This window comes from Nonomuraea spiralis, assembly GCF_014648435.1.
In the GTDB taxonomy this organism is placed as follows: Bacteria; Actinomycetota; Actinomycetes; order Streptosporangiales; family Streptosporangiaceae; genus Nonomuraea; species Nonomuraea spiralis.
In genome coordinates this window covers 1-1,271 of the sequence record NZ_BMRC01000083.1, presented here as the reverse complement: position 1 = coordinate 1,271, position 1,271 = coordinate 1, and the positions used below count along the sequence as shown (strand labels likewise).

The following is a 1,271-nucleotide window of genomic DNA, read 5'->3' as shown; positions in this document are numbered from 1 at the left end:
TGAGCTTCCCCCTGTTCTCCGGACACTTGGCCTGAGGTCACCCTTGATCATCAGGAAGGATGTCCTTCGTGCCCGCACCTCACCCTCCCGAGTTCCGGCGTCGCGCAGTCGAGCTCGCGCGCCAAGGTGACAAACCACTCCTCCAACTCGCCCATGACCTCGGCATCAGCCGCTCGTGCCTGCAGAACTGGCTACGACAAGCCGACGCCGACGAAAACGCCGGCGCCGGTAGCCGGTTGACCAACGCGGAGAAGAAGGAACTCGCCGAGCTACGCCGCCGCAATAAGCAGCTGGAGATGGAGAACGACATCCTCAAACGGGCGGCGGCCTACTTCGCCCGGGAGAACGTCCTCCCAAAGTAATCTACTCGCTGGTCCGTGAACTCGCCGACGACCGCATTCCGGTCGCGGTGGCCTGCCGAGTACTCCAGGTGTCCACGTCGGGATATTACGAGTGGCTCGGCCGGCCCGAGCCGCCGCGTGAACTCCGCAATAAGGAACTCACCAAAATGATCCGGCGGATACATGCCGACTCGCGCGGCAGTTACGGCTCACCACGGGTGCACGCCGAACTCACGCTCGGACTGGGTGAGAAGGTCAACCGCAAACGCGTGGAGCGGCTCATGCGCGCGGACGGCCTGCAAGGCGTCTACCGGCGCAGGGGCCGGCGCAACCTGGTCAACCAGGCCACCGAGGAGGACCTGGTGCAGCGCCGCTTCGACGTCGAGGCGCCCGATCGGCTCTGGCTGACCGACATCACCGAACATCCCACCGGCGAGGGGAAGGTGTATTGCGCCGCCGTCATGGATGCCTATTCCAGGCGCGTCATCGGCTGGTCCATCGACGTACGACAGGATACGGATCTCGTGGTGAACGCATTAGCGATGGCTGTGGCCCGGCGAAAGCCCGATGCCAGCTCTACGATTTTGCATTCCGATCACGGTACGCAATATACGTCTTGGGCTTTTGGGAAGCGGTTGCAAGACGCCGGCCTGCTCGGTTCTATGGGAACGGTGGGTGATTGCTACGACAATGCGATGATGGAGTCGTTCTGGGGAACGATGCAGCTCGAACTCCTCGATGCCAGAATCTGGAAAACCCGAGAAGAACTAGCCAACGCCATCTTTGAATGGATTGAATGCTGGTACAATCCATACCGGCGACATTCCAGCATCGGAATGCACAGCCCCGTCACGTTCGAGGGCCTCTACAGGCCGTCAGACACCGTGGAGTGACCTCACCTCAGGTGTCCGTGCTACAGGGGGAAGCTCA

1 protein-coding gene is annotated in these 1,271 nt (G+C 61.8%); it reads left to right on the top strand.

Features of this window, described 5'->3' with window-relative positions:
* Positions 1-68: 68 nt before the first annotated feature.
* A protein-coding gene (locus tag IEZ27_RS53395; protein ID WP_379478691.1) for an IS3 family transposase occupies positions 69-1,234 on the top strand; the annotation gives its coding sequence in 2 pieces (ribosomal slippage) (positions 69-360 and positions 360-1,234; 1,167 coding nt in all).
* The last annotated feature ends 37 nt before the right edge of the window (positions 1,235-1,271 follow it).